Genomic DNA, 15,835 nt, shown 5'->3' on the forward strand with positions numbered 1-15,835 from the left:
TTCTGAAAAGAAAACACACCCCCCTCGAAAATTGTAGCCGCTACCCTTGAAGAGGAACGTCATGGAGGACGCCTGATGCCATCAGCTGCACAATTCTTATTACTGCTCGGCCTGTTCAGCCCCCTGCCCCTGGCGCTCGCCACCACCGTTCAGCGCTGCGAGGCGGCCAATGGACGCATTACCTTCACCACACTGAGTTGTGCCACGGGAGAAAGCGTTTCACTTCAGGACGTCCGCGCCTTTACACCCGGCAGTGCGATGGCACTTATGCCGCCAGCCGAACCCCGTGAAACACCAGGAATGAAAATCCAGAGGAAAGAGCCGACCGTGGTCGGTCAGGCGCAGGACAAGTGTGGAAACCTGATCACTGCCAGGGAGCGCCGCGAAGCGATCATCAACCGGCGAGTGGTCGCCGGCATGAGCCAGCAAGACGTCGAAAGCGCCCTCGGTAAGCCGGACAAGATCAGTATTCGCAATTCAGCCACGAGTTACCGTTACGACACCCTGCGAGGTCGCAGTGCACAGGTGGAGTTCGACGAGAGGGGATGCACGAAAGGAAAAGCCAAATCCCGGACGGCAAAAAGCCCGCATTAAATGCGGGCTTTCTGTTGTATGGTGCACTCGACAGGATTCGAACCTGTGACCGCTCGGTTCGTAGCCGAGTACTCTATCCAGCTGAGCTACGAGTGCATTTTGTGTTTTTAGACCAGACCACAACTGGTTGAAACCAAGTTACTTGCATTACTGCAACTAACTCTTAAATGGTGCACTCGACAGGATTCGAACCTGTGACCGCTCGGTTCGTAGCCGAGTACTCTATCCAGCTGAGCTACGAGTGCATTTGTTGCCGCACATTATAGGCCGTCTAATCTCTATGTCAAGCACTTTTTCTAGTAATTTCAACAACTTACCGAAGAAGCCAGATTACAACGTACTACGCAAATAATGGCGGAGAACGGGGGATTCGAACCCCCGACACCCTTTTGAGGTGTACTCCCTTAGCAGGGGAGCGCCTTCGGCCACTCGGCCAGCTCTCCGCAACACGGGGCGTATATTAACCAGCTTCTTCCCCGTTTGCAAACATAAAAAACGATAAAAATTAATGGCTTGGTTCTTCGTCCTTCTCTTTCTTGATACGCAGGTAAATTTCCTCCCGGTGAACCGCCACCTCTTTGGGGGCATTAACACCGATGCGCACTTGATTTCCTTTGACGCCGAGCACGGTCACGGTGATTTCGCCATCACCGATAATCAGGCTTTCTGCGCACCGACGAGTCAGAATCAGCATACCTTTCTCCTCACGCATTACATTTCAGGGACAACAGTCTGCAAAAAAAAGGCACTCGACCCACAACCGGAGCGGTCGCAGCCCTACATGCCTGAGTATTGACTAGCGCGAGCAAAAGAACAGCCTCGGGGGCCACGCCATTCAAAAAAACAAAAGGCGCGGTCAAACCGCGCCTTTTGGCAAACGCATCACTCGCCCTGGCGGGCCGGTGCGTCCAGTTCGAAAGCCGTGTGCAGAGCGCGCACAGCCAGTTCCAGGTACTTCTCTTCGATCACTACCGAGACTTTGATTTCCGACGTCGAGATCATCTGGATGTTGATGCTTTCCTTGGCCAGGGATTCGAACATGCGGCTGGCCACGCCTGCGTGAGAACGCATGCCAACGCCGACGATCGACACCTTGGCGATCTTGGTGTCGCCCACGACTTCACGGGCACCCAGCTCGCCAGCGGTTTTTTCCAGCACGGCCTGCGCCGCCTGGTAGTCGTTGCGGTGCACGGTGAAGGTGAAGTCGGTGGTGTTATCGTGCGCGACGTTCTGCACGATCATGTCCACTTCGATGTTCGCGGCACTGATCGGGCCGAGAATCTTGAAGGCAACGCCCGGGATGTCTGGCACGCCACGGATGGTCAGCTTGGCTTCATCGCGGTTGAAAGCGATACCGGAAATGATCGGCTGTTCCATGGTTTCCTCTTCATCAATAGTAATGAGGGTGCCCGGACCCTCCTTGAAGCTGTGCAATACGCGCAGCGGAACGTTGTACTTGCCGGCGAACTCGACCGCGCGGATCTGCAACACCTTGGAACCGAGGCTGGCCATTTCCAGCATCTCTTCGAAGGTGATCTTGTCCAGGCGCTGAGCCACGGACACCACACGCGGGTCGGTGGTGTAGACGCCGTCGACGTCGGTGTAGATCTGGCATTCGTCAGCCTTCAGGGCTGCCGCCAGCGCCACGCCGGTGGTGTCGGAACCGCCACGACCGAGGGTGGTGATGTTGCCGTGCTCGTCGACGCCCTGGAAACCGGCGACCACCACCACACGACCTGCCTTCAGATCACCGCGAATCTTCTGGTCATCAATCTGCAGGATACGCGCTTTATTGTGTGCGCTATCCGTCAGGATCCGCACCTGGTTACCGGTGTAGGACACCGCCGGCACGCCACGCTTGATCAGCGCCATGGCCAACAGGGCAATCGTCACCTGCTCACCGGTGGAGACGATCACGTCCAGCTCGCGCGGAACCGGTTGGCCGTCGCCACTGATTTGCTTGGCCAGATCGATCAGACGGTTGGTTTCGCCGCTCATTGCAGACAGCACAACCACCAGGTCATCGCCGGCATCGCGGAATTTCTTAACCTTGTCGGCGACCTGCTCGATTCTCTCGACGGTGCCGACCGAGGTGCCTCCAAATTTCTGTACGATCAAAGCCATTTCAAAGCCGCCTCTGCCCATGAAGGGCGCCCAAATAATCACTCGAACAGTATGGCGGCCCACCACTAGACTGCGGGCCGCAAGCACTGCCTTATAGACCCTGCTCTACAAACGGAACGGTCAGGGCCAGTGCCGCATCCAGTGCGCCAGCGTCGGTACCGCCGCCTTGCGCCATGTCTGGACGACCACCACCCTTCCCGCCCACTGCCGCAGCGGCTTGCTTCATCAAATCACCGGCTTTGAGTTGGCCAGTCAGGTCTTTGGTTACGCCTGCAACCAGAACGACCTTTTCCTCATGGACACTGCCGAGCAGGATCACTGCGCGGCCGAGTTTGTTTTTCAGTTGATCGACCAGCGCCAGCAGCGCCTTGCCATCCTGACCGTCCAGACGCACGGCCAGCACTTTCACGTCCTTGACGTCCAGCGCCTGGGCCGACAGATCGTCGCCCGCGGCACTGGCAGCCTTGGCCTGCAACTGCTCGAGTTGCTTCTCCAGCAGACGGTTGCGCTCCAGCACAGCCGACAGCTTGTCGATCAGGTTGTCGCGGCTGCCCTTGACCAGGCTGGCCGCTTCCTTGAGTTGTTCTTCCGCCGCGTTCAAGTAGGCCAGCGCTTGCGCACCGGTAACGGCTTCAATACGACGCACACCCGATGCCACACCGCCTTCGCTGATGATTTTCAGCAGGCCGATGTCGCCGGTGCGGTTGGCGTGGATGCCGCCGCACAGCTCGACGGAGAAATCGCCCATGCTCAGCACGCGCACGCTGTCGCCGTACTTCTCGCCGAACAGCGCCATGGCGCCTTTTTGCTTGGCGGTTTCGATATCGGTTTCTTCGGTTTCAACTTCGGAGTTCTTGCGAATCTCGGCGTTGACGATGTCTTCCAGCGCTTTCAGCTGTTCAGGCTTGATGGCCTCGAAGTGACTGAAGTCAAAGCGCAGGCGCTGACTATCGACCAACGAGCCTTTCTGTTGAACGTGATCGCCCAGTACCTGGCGCAATGCAGCGTGCAGCAAGTGAGTCGCAGAGTGGTTCAACGACGTGGCGTGACGCACCTCGGCGTCAACGTGGGTCTCGACCGGCGCACCGACGATCAGGCTACCCGAATCCAGGATACCGTGGTGCAGGAATGCACCGCCGGTCTTGGTGGTGTCACGCACGTCGAAACGCGCGCTGCCCGCCTGCAGGTAACCGCAATCACCGACCTGGCCACCGGACTCGGCGTAGAACGGCGTCTTGTCGAGAACGATCACGCCCTCATCGCCTTCGCTCAATACGTCGACCGACTGGCCATCTTTATACAGCGCAACGATTTTGGCGGAACCGCTGTGAGCGATGTAACCGGTGAACTCGGTGGCCACGTCAACCTTGACCAGGCTGTTGTAGTCCATGCCGAAGGAACTGGCGGAACGGGCACGGACGCGCTGGGCCTCCATCTCACGCTCGAAACCTTCTTCGTCGATGGTCAGGCTGCGCTCGCGAGCGATGTCGCCGGTCAGGTCCATCGGGAAACCGTAGGTGTCATAGAGCTTGAACACTACGTCACCGGGCACCACGTCGCCTTTGAGTTCGGCCAGATCCTGCTCGAGGATCTTCAAGCCCTGCTCCAGGGTCTTGGCGAATTGCTCTTCTTCGGCCTTCAGCACGCGCTCGATGTGCGCCTGCTGGGATTTCAGTTCCGGGAAAGCTTCGCCCATCTCGGCGACCAGGGCCGCGACGATCTGGTAGAAGAAGCTGCCCTTGGCGCCCAGTTTGTTACCGTGACGGCAGGCGCGACGGATGATCCGGCGCAGCACGTAACCGCGGCCTTCGTTGGACGGCAGCACGCCGTCGGCGATCAGGAAACCGCAGGAACGGATGTGGTCAGCCACCACTTTCAGCGAAGCCTGGGCGTCGTTGGTGCAGCCGATGGCCTTGGCCGACGCGCTCAGCAGGCTCTGGAACAGGTCGATTTCATAGTTCGAGTGGACGTGCTGCAGCACGGCACTGATCCGCTCCAGGCCCATGCCGGTGTCGACCGACGGCGCTGGCAGCGGGTGCAACACGCCATCGGCGGTGCGGTTGAACTGCATGAACACGTTGTTCCAGATTTCGATGTAGCGGTCGCCGTCTTCTTCCGGCGAGCCCGGTGGGCCGCCCCAGATGTCGGCGCCGTGATCGTAGAAAATCTCGGTGCAAGGACCGCACGGGCCGGTATCGCCCATGGTCCAGAAGTTGTCGGAGGCGTACGGTGCGCCCTTGTTGTCGCCGATGCGCACCATGCGTTCGGCCGGAACCCCGATGTCCTTGGTCCAGATGTCGTACGCCTCGTCATCGCTGGCGTAGACGGTGACCCAGAGCTTTTCCTTCGGCAGGTTCAGCCACTTGTCGGACGTCAGGAAGTTCCAGGCGTAGGTGATGGCATCACGCTTGAAATAATCGCCGAAGCTGAAGTTACCCAGCATTTCGAAGAAGGTGTGGTGACGGGCGGTATAACCGACGTTTTCCAGGTCGTTGTGCTTGCCGCCGGCGCGCACGCATTTCTGGCTGCTGACCGCGCGGGTGTACGCGCGCTTTTCCTGGCCCAGGAAGCAGTCCTTGAACTGGTTCATCCCCGCGTTAGTGAACAGCAGGGTTGGGTCGTTGCCCGGAATCAAAGAGCTGGAGGCTACACGGGTGTGGCCTTGCTCTTCGAAGAAGCGAAGGAAGGCTTCACGGATTTCTGCGCTTTTCATTAGGTTCTTCCACGGAGGCTGCGGCCAAAGGCCTGTTCGAAACGTCAACAGACGAAGCGACGGCAAAGGGCCGCATTATATCGGCGTTAGTGACTAGGTACAGTGTGTTTGTACGTTGCAAACACTCATTTAGACGGTTAACGCCGTCACTTGCCAGAAAAGTCGACGAATGTCGCGACGACTTGCTCGATTTGCCCACGGCTGACGTCCATGTGCGTGACCAAGCGCAGACGGGCGGCGGCACTGAGCTTGATCCCGCGATCGGTGGCAAACACCTTGATCGCCTCGGCCTTGTCGCCCATCTGCACATAAACCATGTTGGTCTGCACCGGTTCGACTTCGAAACCCGCCGCCCGCAGGCCTTCGGCCAGGTATTGCGCGTTGGCGTGGTCATCGGCCAGGCGCTGAACGTTGTGATCCAGCGCGTACAGGCCTGCCGCCGCCAGAATCCCGGCCTGACGCATGCCGCCACCGACCATTTTGCGCAGGCGCCGCGCCTTGCCGATCAGCTCGGCCGAGCCGCACAGCACCGAACCCACCGGGGCGCCCAGCCCTTTGGACAGGCAGACCGAGACGGAATCGAAATATTGGGTGATTTCCCGGGCATCCACACCCAGCTTGACCGCAGCGTTGTACAGGCGAGCCCCATCCAGATGCAGCTGCAACCCGTGTTCGCGGGTAAAACTGCGCGCCCGCGCCAGGTATTCCAGCGGCAGGACTTTGCCCTGCATGGTGTTTTCCAGCGCCAGTAATCGAGTGCGGGCGAAGTGGAAGTCATCCGGTTTGATCGCTGCCGCGACCTGCGCCAGGTCCAGCGAACCATCGGCCTGCACTTCCAGCGGCTGCGGCTGGATCGAACCGAGCACCGCCGCACCACCACCCTCGTATTTATAAGTGTGGGCCTGCTGGCCGACGATGTACTCGTCACCGCGTTCGCAGTGGGCCATCAAACCCAGCAGATTGCTCATGGTCCCGGTGGGCACAAACAGCGCTGCGGCAAAACCCAGCCGTTTTGCCAATTCAGCTTCCAGACGATTGACCGTCGGATCTTCGCCATACACGTCATCGCCGGTGGCGGCTTTGGCCATCACGTCGAGCATGCCGGCGCAAGGTTGGGTGACGGTGTCGCTGCGAAGATCGATAACGCTCATGAATCCGGCCTCGGTAAGCAGGGGAAATCCCTTTCAGGAAAGAATTACTGCGGGCATGGTGCCGATTAATCAACCCTTGAACGAGGAAAAGACGTTTTACACCGTCGAGAAAACGCAATCCATGTGGGAGCGGGCCTGCTCGCGATAGCAGTGGATCAGCCAACATCGATGCTGAATGTACCGCCGTCATCGCGAGCAGGCTCGCTCCCACAGTTTCGTGACCTGCATTGGCCATGCATGGCTCACAAATATGTGATAAAAACGCTACGCCGCCAAACATTCCAGCGGCAAAAACGTTCTCAGGGCGGGGTGCAACTCCCCACCGGCGGTAATTGCGCGCAATGCGCATAGCCCGCGAGCGCTTGGTGACAGCACCGCTTCGGCGGTACCTGACAGCAAGGTCAGCAGACCCGGTGTGATCCCGGGGCCGACGGTCATAGTCCGGATGAAGAGAGAACGGGATTGACAGCAAAGGGCCGTCCGCCGACATTCGTGCGAGCGTGCGTACCCTCAGATCCCCTTCGATTCATAACGCCCTGTTTTTCACACAAACAGGAGTCAGAACATGCAACCCACCGCAATCGACAGCAAAAGCAAACACCATCACGGCGAGCGCGTTGCGTTCATCCAGGCCTGCTGGCACAAGGATATTGTCGACCAGAGCCGTAAAGGCTTCGTCGCCGAAATGATTGCCCAGGGTTATCAGGAATCCGACATCGATTTCTTCGAAGTCGGCGGCGCCTTTGAAATGCCCCTGCACGCCAAGCTGCTGGCCAAGACCGGTCGTTATGCCGGCATCGTCGCGGCAGCCCTGGTGGTGGACGGCGGGATCTACCGTCATGAGTTCGTCGCCCAGTCAGTGGTCAGCGGCCTGATGCAGGTTCAGCTGGAAACCGAAGTGCCGGTGTTCTCGGTGTCCTTGACCCCGCACCACTTCCATGCCGGCGAAGAGCACCAGAAGTTCTTCTTCGAGCATTTCGTGCATAAAGGCCAGGAAGCGGCGAAGACCTGTGCGGATACGTTGATGAAGATCCGTAGCCTGCGTCGCAGTGAGCCGCGTGCGGTAGCGGTCTAACACTGCAAAACCCTGTAGGAGCGAGCTTGCTCGCGATGGTCTTCAACGATAACGCGGGGTATCTGATACCCCGCGGCGTTCTCAAGTCCATCGCGAGCAAGCTCGCTCCTACAGGGGGCTGTTAGATCAGGCCAGGTTTTCGTCGGTGGTTGGCACGACCAGGATGCCGGCACGCAAACCGTTCTTCACCCTGGGGTTCGGGAAGATGATCCGGGCGCCCTCCTCCTCGATGATCCAGCGGGTGTTGGCGATGTCTTCCGCCAGCAGATAACCGACTTCCAGCTCCGAAAAGTTCTCGATGTCCGCCGGCAGGTTCAGGCGGAAGCTGTCGCTGTGCTTGATGATTTCCCGTGCCACGCTGTACAGCTGCAAACCGTCCAGTGCTTTGTCAGTCAATTCCGGCTCGGTACCTTCGATGATCTGCTTGAGACGCGCCTCCAGCAGCGAGACATTGACCCCGGCGTTCTGCCCGAATGGCCGCGCCTTGCCGAGCTCCAGGGTGAAAGCCTCGGCACCGAGCTTGTCGTAGGTGTAGGCGCTGAACACGATGGACGGCTTGTTCTGCAGCAACACCGCTTCCATGCCGGCGGCGCGCAGGCGCCCCAGTTCCTGGCGCGAATGCTGGCGGTCTTCTTTCCACGGGTACAAGGCGAACTGCTCGATTTTCGAGCCGCGAATGGCCGTGTGCAGGTCGTAATGCAGGCGCTGACGATCTGGCAGGCTGAAGAAACTCGCCGCCAACCGCTCCAGCTCACAAGCACGCAAGGCTTCGCAGCCACTGCTTTGTTCATGACGGCCATTGAACAGCCGATTGACGTCCTGCTCGACGAAACGCTCGCCCTTGCGAATCGCCTCGGGGTTGCCGAACAGGAACAGAATACGTGCGCGCGGCTTCAAGTCGCCGCGGGCAATGTCGTGCAACAGGCGATCGAGCAGTTCGATCGGCGCTGTTTCATTGCCGTGGATCCCCGCCGACAGCAGCAGGTCCAGGCCATTGTCACGCGCCTCAGGTGGCCGGACTTCCAGCGCACCTTCGCTCAACCAGCGCATGCGCACGCCTTCGACAGTCAGTTGAGTCTTCTCCGCCGGTTCGCGGCCGGCGAGGGTCAGTTCAAGCAGTTTGCCGAGGGCGAGCATAGAGCGGTTTCCTTAGTGATCGTGGTTGCAATCCGGGCCGTGAACATGCTCCTCGTCGGTGAGGTCGGCAGGTTCCATCTCCAGTTGCAGACTTACCAGATTAGTCGCCAACGGGCGCAGCAGCAGGTTGGCGTATTCGGCATCGCCTTCTTCGACGTCCACACCGATCAGCAACTGGCCGCGGCCGTCCTGCTGGATCCACAGCTCTTTGCCTTGCCACATGACCGCGACGCGGGTGCAGGAAGTCTCCAGTTGCGTGCCGTCGGTGTCTTCAAGGATCAGCTGCAGGGTATCGCTCATGTCTTTACGCTCTCGTTTGAGATGAAGCAGCGCGCTGCCGTAGAAGGCGGCGCGCCGTCGATCAATTGATCTGGAATGGATAAACCGCGCCCAGTTTAAGGATTTGCGTCAGTTCATCCAGTGCCGTCCGGCACTCAAGCAGCAATTGCGGGTCCGCCAGATCGTTTTCGGTCATGCGGTCGCGGTAGTGCTTCTCGACCCATTCGGTCAGTGTGCCGTACAACGGCGCCGTCATGATAACCCCTTGATTGACCGCCGCCAGCTCGGTTTCGTTGAGTGCCACGCGCAACCTCAGGCAAGCCGGGCCACCGCCGTTCTGCATGCTCTGCTTGAGATCGAAGACTTTCACTTCGCGGATCAGGCCGCCGGAGCTGGTCAAACCCTGCAAGTATTGCCAGACACGCTCGTTGCCACGGCATTCTTCCGGCACGATCAATAGCATGGAGCCGTCAGGACGCGACAGCAGTTGGCTATTGAACAGGTAGGAACGAACCGCGTCTTCCACGCTGACAGCGGAACGCGGAACACAGACAGACTGAAATTTCCCACCGACTTTGGCGAGTTTGCTCTGCAGCTCCGCAAGCATCTGCTCGGTCTCGAGGAACGCGTCTTCGTGATAGAACAGCACTTCGCCGTTACCGACTGCGATCACGTCGTTGTGGAACACACCCTGATCGATCACCGACGGGTTCTGCTGGGCATAGACCACGCCGTCATCGCTCAAGCCGTGCAAACGGGCAACGGCCTGGGATGCTTCGAGGGTCTGGCGCGCCGGGTACTTCTGCGGTGCCGGGTAGCGGGTGTCGAACGCGCTACGGCCAAACACGAAGAACTCGACACCGGCTTCGCCGTATTCACGGCAGAACCGTGTGTGGTTGGCCGCGCCTTCGTCACCGAATTGCGCCACGGCCGGCAAGGCGGCGTGGTGGGCGAAGTGTTTCTGGTCAGCGAACATCGCCCCCAGCACGCGGCTGGTGGTCGGGTGTTCGATGCTGCGGTGGTATTTGCAGTTGAGGTTGGCGGCGGTGAAATGCACGCGACCGTCAGCGGTGTCGGCGCTCGGGCTGACGGTGGCAGCGTTGGCCACCCACATGCTCGAGGCCGAGCAACTGGCCACCAGCAGGGGCATCGCGTCTTTGGCAGCGCGCTCGATCACTTGAGCGTCGGTGCCGCCAAAGCCCAGGCGACGCAGAGCGGCCACATCCGGGCGCTCTTGCGGTGCCAGTACGCCTTGCTGGAAACCCATTTCCATCAGCGCTTTCATTTTTGCCAGGCCTTGCAGCGCCGCTTCCTTGGGGTTGGAAGACTGCTGGCTGTTGCTCTGGGACGCGACGTTGCCGTAGGACAGGCCGCCGTAGTTATGGGTCGGCCCCACTAGACCGTCAAAATTGACTTCATAGGATTTCATCGGCGAGGCTCCACGAGAATCTGTTGTTATAGGCTTCAGTAACTAGATTTGAGACCGAGGCGCGGCCATCGCGAGCAGGCTCGCTCCTACAGGGTTTGTGTCGTACACCAAATGTGTATCCACCACCGAACCTGTGGGAGCCAGCCTGCTGGCGATGGGCATCACGCCATTTTCACGCCAGGCGTAAGGGCCGACGGCATCACCAGGCTCGGGGTTTCCAGCGAGGCCACCGGGTACGCGCAGTAATCCGCCGCGTAATAGGCACTGGCGCGATGGTTGCCCGAGGCGCCGACGCCGCCGAATGGCGCGCTGCTCGCGGCACCGGTCAGCTGCTTGTTCCAGTTGACGATTCCGGCACGGCTTTCCAGCCAGAATTGCTGATAACGCGCTTCGGAGTCCGACAACAGACCGGCGGCAAGACCGTAGGCGGTGTCGTTGGCTTCAGCGATCGCCGCTGCAAAATCAGCGTAGCGAATCACTTGCAGCAACGGGCCGAACAGCTCTTCGTCAGGACGATCGGCGACAGCGGTCACATCCAGAATGCCCGGGGTCAGCAAGGCTGATTGAGCCTGAGGCTGCGTCATTTCCAGCAGCGCCACGGCGCCGTTGGCCAGCAGATGCTCTTGCGCATCCATCAACGCTTTCGCAGCGCCAAGGGAAACCACCGAGCCCATGAACGGCGCCGGTTGCTGATCGAAGGCACCAACTTCAATAGTCGCGCTGACCGCCACCAGGCGCGCCAGCAGCGAGTCGCCCCAGGCACCTTGTGGCACCAGCAAGCGTCGGGCGCAAGTGCAGCGCTGGCCGGCGGAGATGAACGCCGACTGAATAATGGTGTACACCGCGGCATCGAGGTCCGCGACCTGATCGACCACCAGCGGGTTGTTACCGCCCATTTCCAGCGCCAGGATCTTGTCCGGACGACCGGCGAATTGCTGGTGCAGGTGATTGCCGGTGCGGCTGGAGCCGGTGAAGAACAGGCCGTCGATGCCCGGGTTCGCCGCCAGGGCGATGCCAGTTTCGCGAGCGCCTTGCAGCAAATTCAATACGCCGGCCGGCAGACCGGCCTCGATCCAGCACTTGACCGTCAACTCGGCGACTTTCGGTGTCAGCTCGCTAGGTTTGAACAGCACGCTGTTACCGGCCAGCAGTGCCGGCACGATATGGCCGTTCGGCAGGTGACCCGGGAAGTTGTAAGGACCGAACACTGCCACCACACCGTGGGGCTTGTGGCGCAATACAGCGGTGGCGTCGCCCAGCGGACCGCTCTTCTCGCCGGTACGTTCGCGGTAGCTTTGCACCGAGATGGCAATCTTGTTGACCATGCTGGTGACTTCAGTCGCCGCTTCCCACAGGGGTTTGCCGGTTTCTTCACCGATGGTATGAGCCAGTTCGTCCGCGTGAGTCTTCAGGGCAGCAGCAAAGGCTTCCAGCACCGAAATACGTTCTTCCAGGGTACGCCGCGCCCAGCTTGGGAACGCCTGACGCGCCGCTTGCACAGCCGACTCGACCTGAGCGGCGGTGGCACCGGTGCCGGACCACAGCACCTGCTGGGTCACCGGGTTCAGCGACTCGAAGGCTTCGCCCCCACCTGCCAGCCATTCACCTGCGATGTAAAGCGACTTCATTATTTCGACTCCCGAGCTGCGGACAACGCCACGGCGCGCACTTGATCGCCAGCGTTGAGTTGAAGACGTTTGGCGGTCTTCGAATCGACCACCAGGGTGCCGGCGGCCAGACGTGCCGGAGCGGCAGTGATACGGCAGTCTTCGCGCTTGCGGTTGTGAATGATGAATGGCGTGGCGTCATCGCCCGGCGTGCCAACGGCCAGCACCAGTGCCTGGCTGTCACGCACCGCGCGGATCTTGCCGGTTTCGCATTCGATGGCCGGGCCTGCGTCGAAAATGTCGACGTAGCCCTGGTAGCTGAAGCCTTCGCTCTTGAGCATGGCCAGCGCCGGCTCGGTGTCCGGGTGAACCTGACCGATCACGTTGCGCGCCTCCGGCGACAGGAAACAGGTGTACAGCGGGAATTTCGGCATCAGTTCGGCGATGAACGCCTTGTTGCCGACGCCGGTCAGGTAGTCGGCCTGGCTGAACTCCATCTTGAAGAAGTGCCGGCCCAGGCTTTCCCAGAACGGCGAACGCCCGGCTTCGTCGGAAACACCGCGCATTTCGGCGATGATCTTGTTGCCGAACAGCTGCGGGAACTCGGCGATGAACAGCATCCGCGCCTTGGACAGCATGCGACCGTTGAGGCCACTGCGGTAATCGGCGTGCAGGAACAGCGAGCACAGCTCGGAGTTGCCGGTCAGGTCGTTGGCCAGGAACAGCGTCGGGATTTCACGATAGATGTTCAGCTCTTGCGAAGCGCTGACCGTCAGACCGACCCGGAAGTTGTACCAGGGCTCACGCAGGCCGACGGCGCCGGCAATGGCGGAAATACCCACCACGCGACCGTCATCATCTTCGAGCACGAACAGATAGTCCGCATCGCCCCGCCCGGCTTCGCCGCGAAAGGTCTTCTCGGCCCAGCCGACCCGATGGGCCAGCCGCTCTTCGTTGGCCGGCAAGGTGGTCAGGCCGGTGCCGGTGCTGCGGGCCAGGTCGATCAGAGCGGGTAAATCGCTGCTGCGTACGGGACGAACGATCATGCTATCTCCTCAAACGGGCCGCTTGCGCCACCCGTGAAACTTCGCTGCTTTCTAGGCATCAATTGCGACGTTAAACCGCCACCAGGCGCACGCTGGCACCCTCGCCGACGCCCAGGGCTTCGGCTGCTTCCAGGTCCAGGGTCACCGGTTTACCCGGCGCGTAGTCAAGCTCGAGCATGACCGCGCGGTAGTCCTGCAACTGGGCATTGGCAACCAGATACTGGCGACCGACGCCTTTGACCGGCTCGCCGATCTTCACCGGCACCACACGGCTCTGGGCGATCGAACGGATCCCCGAGACACGGGCATGCAGCGTCGGGCCGCCGTCGAAGATATCGATGTAGTGATCGGTCTCGAAGCCTTCGCGCATCAGGATGTCGAAGGTGATCTGCGCCCGCGGATGCACCTGGCCCATGGCTTCTTGCGCGGAGTCCGGCAGCAGGGGCACGTAGATCGGGTAATGCGGCATCAGTTCGGCGAGGAACGTCCGGCTCTTCAGGCCGCACAGACGCTCGGCTTCAGCGTAGTTGAGGTCGAAAAAGTTGCGACCGATGGCGTCCCAGAATGGCGAGTCGCCATTTTCATCGCTGTAACCGACGATCTCGGTCACCACCGAATCGGCAAAACGCTCCGGGTGGCTGGCGACGAACAGCAGACGGCCACGGGAATTGAGCTCAGCCCAAGGCGAACCCACCAGCTCGCGCTGCACGTAGAAGCTGGTCAGCAAACTGTTGCCGGTCAGGTCGTGGCACTGCGAGAGCACGTGGATCTTGTTGTGAATCTTCAGCTCGCGGGAAGCGTGCACGAAGGTTTCGTTGCGGAAGCTGTAGAACGGCTCGGAGTAACCGGCCGACGCCACGATGGCCGAGCAACCGACCAGCTTGCCGGTAGTGGAGTCTTCGAGGACGAAGAAATAGCTTTCCTCACCGTTGAAGCTCACTTCAGCGGCGAACGAGGCTTCGCTTGCGGCGATCTTGTCGCTCAGGCGTTCAACGTCATCCGGCAAGGAAGTGACACCAATCGGGCTGTCCGCAGCCAGACGCTGTACCTCGCCCAGATCAGCCATTTGCGCGGGGCGCATCACCAGCATGGTGTCACTCCTTTTTCTAAAATTCTTTGAGGAAAATAGCCGGCCCCTTGTAGGAGCGAGCCTGCTCGCGATGGTGGATCAGCAACAATGATGTCGCCTGACACTCCATCGCGAGCAGGCTCGCTCCTACAGAAAAGCGGGGCCGGCATAAAAAATTGGGTTCGACGCTTGAAAAGGTCAGGCGTCGAAGGGTCTATCAGGCTTGCGTCAGTTTTGCTGCGGCACGCTCGAAGCGGTCCAGGCCGGCATCGATATCGGCGTCTTCCACCACCAGGCTTGGGGCGAAACGCACCACGTCCGGGCCGGCTTGCAGAACCATCAAGCCTTCTTGCTCAGCGGCGTTGAAGATGTCCTTGGCCTTGCCTTTCCAGGCATCGCTCAGCACACAGCCGATCAACAGGCCCATGCCGCGGACCTTGGTGAACAGCCCGTATTTCTCGCCGATCTGCTCGAGGCGCGCCTTGAACTTGTCGTGCTTGGCATTGACGCCGGCCAGCACTTCAGGGGTGTTGATCACATCGATCACGGCTTCCGCGACCGCGCACGCCAGCGGGTTGCCGCCGTAAGTGGTGCCGTGGGTGCCGACGACCAGGTGTTTGGCCAGGTCTTCGGTGGTCAGCATCGCCGCGATCGGGAAACCGCCGCCCAGGCTCTTGGCGCTGGTCAGGATGTCCGGGATCACGCCGTAATGCTGGTAGGCGAACAGATGGCCGGTACGGCCCATGCCGGTTTGCACTTCGTCGAAAATCAGCAGCGCGTTGTGCGCGGTGCAGAGCTCGCGGGCACCTTGCAGGTATTCCAGCTCAGCCGGGATCACACCGCTTTCACCCTGGATCGGCTCCAGCACCACGGCGCAAGTCTTGTCGGAAATGGCGGCTTTCAGCGCGGCCAGATCGTTGTACGGCACATGGGTGATGCCGGTGATTTTCGGACCGAAGCCATCGGAGTACTTCGACTGGCCACCGACGTTCACGGTGAACAGGGTACGGCCGTGGAAGCTGTTGAGCGCGGCGATGATTTCGTACTTCTCGCTGCCGAAACGGTCGAAACCGACACGACGGGCCAGCTTGAAAGCGGCCTCGTTGGCTTCGGCGCCGGAGTTGCAGAAGAAGGCACGGTCGGCAAACGTGGCGTCGACCAGCTTATGGGCCAGGCGCAAGGCCGGCTCATTGGTGAACACGTTGGACACGTGCCACAGCTTGTTCGCCTGCTCGGTCAAGGCACCGACCAGCGCCGGATGCGCGTGGCCCAATACGTTAACGGCGATCCCGCCGGCGAAGTCGATCAGCTCGCGACCGGACTGGTCCCAGACGCGGGAACCGGCGCCACGCACAGGAATGAATGCGGCAGGCGCATAGTTGGGAACCATTACCTGATCGAAATCGGCGCGTTTTACCGCAGCGTGCTCAACGGACATCGGAGTCTCCTGAAAAGGAACACTCGCCTGAAACTGGCGAGCGATGGGGGGATTGTAAGGACAGTTTTCAGCCCGGCCTTGCCGCCAAGCGACAACTTCTTATAGCGCCAACCCCGGATTTTCCCGGGTTTACGGCAATGCGACATATAGGGTCGCAAAGGCGCAGTTTAACT

Annotated in this window: 13 protein-coding genes, 3 tRNA genes and 1 riboswitch; of the genes, 2 read left to right on the forward strand and 14 right to left on the reverse strand. The window is 60.3% G+C overall.

What is annotated here, in order from left to right; translation table 11 throughout:
- The first annotated feature begins 75 nt into the window (after nucleotides 1-75).
- Nucleotides 76-594: a cell envelope protein SmpA gene (locus KGA83_RS18115; protein WP_223530407.1), complete on the forward strand. Its 519-nt coding sequence runs from the start codon at nucleotides 76-78 to the stop codon at nucleotides 592-594.
- A 19-nt stretch (nucleotides 595-613) separates the two neighbouring features.
- On the opposite strand, the gene KGA83_RS18120 is transcribed toward KGA83_RS18115, so the two are convergent.
- The 7 genes from KGA83_RS18120 to ltaE all read right to left on the reverse strand — a co-directional run bounded on the left by KGA83_RS18120 (nucleotide 614) and on the right by ltaE (nucleotide 6,582).
- A tRNA-Arg gene (locus KGA83_RS18120) sits at nucleotides 614-690 on the reverse strand.
- Between the two features lie 72 nt (nucleotides 691-762).
- A tRNA-Arg gene (locus KGA83_RS18125) sits at nucleotides 763-839 on the reverse strand.
- A 107-nt stretch (nucleotides 840-946) separates the two neighbouring features.
- Nucleotides 947-1,037, reverse strand: a tRNA-Ser gene (locus KGA83_RS18130).
- Nucleotides 1,038-1,099: 62 nt separating this feature from the next.
- Complete coding sequence (csrA, locus tag KGA83_RS18135) at nucleotides 1,100-1,288, reverse strand: carbon storage regulator CsrA (RefSeq protein WP_002554426.1); 189 nt, start codon at nucleotides 1,286-1,288, stop codon at nucleotides 1,100-1,102.
- 188 nt (nucleotides 1,289-1,476) lie between these two features.
- Nucleotides 1,477-2,718: an aspartate kinase gene (locus tag KGA83_RS18140; protein ID WP_007971040.1), complete on the reverse strand. Its 1,242-nt coding sequence runs from the start codon at nucleotides 2,716-2,718 to the stop codon at nucleotides 1,477-1,479.
- A 91-nt stretch (nucleotides 2,719-2,809) separates the two neighbouring features.
- Nucleotides 2,810-5,431, reverse strand: a complete 2,622-nt coding sequence (alaS, locus tag KGA83_RS18145) for an alanine--tRNA ligase (RefSeq protein WP_108215216.1) — start codon at nucleotides 5,429-5,431, stop codon at nucleotides 2,810-2,812.
- Nucleotides 5,432-5,577: 146 nt separating this feature from the next.
- The gene (gene ltaE, locus KGA83_RS18150) at nucleotides 5,578-6,582 is read right to left on the reverse strand and encodes a low-specificity L-threonine aldolase (RefSeq protein WP_223530409.1); all 1,005 of its coding nucleotides are present in this window, start codon (nucleotides 6,580-6,582) and stop codon (nucleotides 5,578-5,580) included.
- A 291-nt stretch (nucleotides 6,583-6,873) separates the two neighbouring features.
- Nucleotides 6,874-7,044, forward strand: a riboswitch (FMN riboswitch).
- Nucleotides 7,045-7,147: 103 nt separating this feature from the next.
- Here ltaE and KGA83_RS18155 point away from each other — a divergent pair.
- Nucleotides 7,148-7,657 carry a 6,7-dimethyl-8-ribityllumazine synthase gene (locus KGA83_RS18155; protein WP_218427274.1) on the forward strand — a complete coding sequence of 170 codons (510 nt, stop codon included), beginning with the start codon at nucleotides 7,148-7,150 and terminating at the stop codon, nucleotides 7,655-7,657.
- Nucleotides 7,658-7,783: 126 nt separating this feature from the next.
- Here the strand turns inward: KGA83_RS18155 and astE are convergent, their stop codons facing one another.
- The 7 genes from astE to KGA83_RS18190 all read right to left on the reverse strand — a co-directional run bounded on the left by astE (nucleotide 7,784) and on the right by KGA83_RS18190 (nucleotide 15,662).
- Entirely contained in the window at nucleotides 7,784-8,794 is a 1,011-nt protein-coding gene (gene astE / locus KGA83_RS18160; protein ID WP_108215214.1) for a succinylglutamate desuccinylase, read from the reverse strand.
- 12 nt (nucleotides 8,795-8,806) lie between these two features.
- The gene (locus tag KGA83_RS18165; RefSeq protein ID WP_108215213.1) at nucleotides 8,807-9,094 is read right to left on the reverse strand and encodes a topoisomerase II; all 288 of its coding nucleotides are present in this window, start codon (nucleotides 9,092-9,094) and stop codon (nucleotides 8,807-8,809) included.
- A 61-nt stretch (nucleotides 9,095-9,155) separates the two neighbouring features.
- On the reverse strand, nucleotides 9,156-10,502 hold the full coding sequence (astB, locus tag KGA83_RS18170) for an N-succinylarginine dihydrolase (protein WP_115947314.1): 1,347 nt from the start codon (nucleotides 10,500-10,502) through the stop codon (nucleotides 9,156-9,158).
- A 161-nt stretch (nucleotides 10,503-10,663) separates the two neighbouring features.
- Complete coding sequence (gene astD, locus KGA83_RS18175) at nucleotides 10,664-12,133, reverse strand: succinylglutamate-semialdehyde dehydrogenase (RefSeq protein WP_177413215.1); 1,470 nt, start codon at nucleotides 12,131-12,133, stop codon at nucleotides 10,664-10,666.
- A complete protein-coding gene (gene astA, locus KGA83_RS18180; RefSeq protein ID WP_223530411.1) occupies nucleotides 12,130-13,155 on the reverse strand; it encodes an arginine N-succinyltransferase in 1,026 nt (341 codons plus the stop codon). Before astA ends, astD begins: the two co-directional genes overlap by 4 nt.
- A gap of 70 nt (nucleotides 13,156-13,225) precedes the next feature.
- Nucleotides 13,226-14,245, reverse strand: a complete 1,020-nt coding sequence (gene aruF / locus KGA83_RS18185) for an arginine/ornithine succinyltransferase subunit alpha (protein WP_102669988.1) — start codon at nucleotides 14,243-14,245, stop codon at nucleotides 13,226-13,228.
- Between the two features lie 196 nt (nucleotides 14,246-14,441).
- A complete protein-coding gene (locus tag KGA83_RS18190; protein ID WP_115947316.1) occupies nucleotides 14,442-15,662 on the reverse strand; it encodes an aspartate aminotransferase family protein in 1,221 nt (406 codons plus the stop codon).
- Nucleotides 15,663-15,835 lie beyond the last annotated feature (173 nt).

Origin of the sequence: Pseudomonas sp. GL-R-19 (assembly GCF_019956375.1) — a bacterium.
Classification (GTDB): Bacteria; Pseudomonadota; Gammaproteobacteria; order Pseudomonadales; family Pseudomonadaceae; genus Aquipseudomonas.

Coding starts and splice junctions, on each gene's coding strand:
- aruF (WP_102669988.1), bottom strand. CDS start 14,245: ATGCTGGTGATGCGCCCCGCGCAAATGGCTGATCTGGGCGAGGTACAG.
- KGA83_RS18140 (WP_007971040.1), bottom strand. CDS start 2,718: ATGGCTTTGATCGTACAGAAATTTGGAGGCACCTCGGTCGGCACCGTC.
- astB (WP_115947314.1), bottom strand. CDS start 10,502: ATGAAATCCTATGAAGTCAATTTTGACGGTCTAGTGGGGCCGACCCAT.
- KGA83_RS18155 (WP_218427274.1), top strand. CDS start 7,148: ATGCAACCCACCGCAATCGACAGCAAAAGCAAACACCATCACGGCGAG.
- KGA83_RS18190 (WP_115947316.1), bottom strand. CDS start 15,662: ATGTCCGTTGAGCACGCTGCGGTAAAACGCGCCGATTTCGATCAGGTA.
- csrA (WP_002554426.1), bottom strand. CDS start 1,288: ATGCTGATTCTGACTCGTCGGTGCGCAGAAAGCCTGATTATCGGTGAT.
- astA (WP_223530411.1), bottom strand. CDS start 13,155: ATGATCGTTCGTCCCGTACGCAGCAGCGATTTACCCGCTCTGATCGAC.
- astE (WP_108215214.1), bottom strand. CDS start 8,794: ATGCTCGCCCTCGGCAAACTGCTTGAACTGACCCTCGCCGGCCGCGAA.
- KGA83_RS18115 (WP_223530407.1), top strand. CDS start 76: ATGCCATCAGCTGCACAATTCTTATTACTGCTCGGCCTGTTCAGCCCC.
- KGA83_RS18165 (WP_108215213.1), bottom strand. CDS start 9,094: ATGAGCGATACCCTGCAGCTGATCCTTGAAGACACCGACGGCACGCAA.
- alaS (WP_108215216.1), bottom strand. CDS start 5,431: ATGAAAAGCGCAGAAATCCGTGAAGCCTTCCTTCGCTTCTTCGAAGAG.
- ltaE (WP_223530409.1), bottom strand. CDS start 6,582: ATGAGCGTTATCGATCTTCGCAGCGACACCGTCACCCAACCTTGCGCC.